This is a genomic window from Mesorhizobium sp. M7A.F.Ca.ET.027.03.2.1 (genome assembly GCF_003999175.1).
Lineage (GTDB): Bacteria > Pseudomonadota > Alphaproteobacteria > Rhizobiales > Rhizobiaceae > Mesorhizobium.
Genome location: NZ_RZOM01001761.1, coordinates 1 through 624 on the forward strand (window position 1 = coordinate 1; position 624 = coordinate 624).

Consider the following 624-nt stretch of genomic DNA (forward strand, 5'->3'; position numbering starts at 1 on the left):
CGCTTATGGTGCGCGTCACCATGGGTGCGTTCAAGCCGATCGCCGCAGACTGGCAGCAGATCATCGTCTTCATCTCGATCGCCTCGATGGCGCTCGGCTCCTTCGCGGCAATCGGCCAGACCAACATCAAGCGGCTTATGGCCTATTCCTCGATCGGCCATATGGGCTACGCGCTGGTCGGCCTTGCCGCCAACAGCCAGGCCGGCGTGCGCGGCGTTGCCATCTACATGCTGATCTATCTGGTGATGACGCTCGGCACCTTCGCCTTCATCCTCGCCATGCGGCGCAAGGAAGGCAATGTCGAGCAGATCAGCGACCTGGCCGGCCTGTCGTCGACCAATCCTATCATGGCGACGATCCTGACCATCCTGATGTTCTCCCTGGCCGGCATTCCGCCGCTCGCCGGCTTCTGGGGGAAATGGTACGTCTTCCTCGCCGCCATCAACGCCAATCTCTATGCGCTGGCGATCATCGGCGTGCTGGCCTCGGTGGTGGGCGCCTATTACTACCTGCGCATCATCAAGATCATGTGGTTCGACGAACCGGTCGGCGGCTTCGTGCCGATGGCGACGGAATTGCGTGTCGTGCTCGGCGTCTCCGGCGCCTTCGTGCTGTTCTACGTGC

At 62.2% G+C, this 624-nt stretch carries 1 protein-coding gene; it reads left to right on the forward strand.

Features of this window, described 5'->3' with window-relative positions:
* The coding region (locus EN750_RS37905) for an NADH-quinone oxidoreductase subunit N (protein ID WP_145968368.1) at positions 1 to 624 on the forward strand (624 nt) is incomplete at both ends.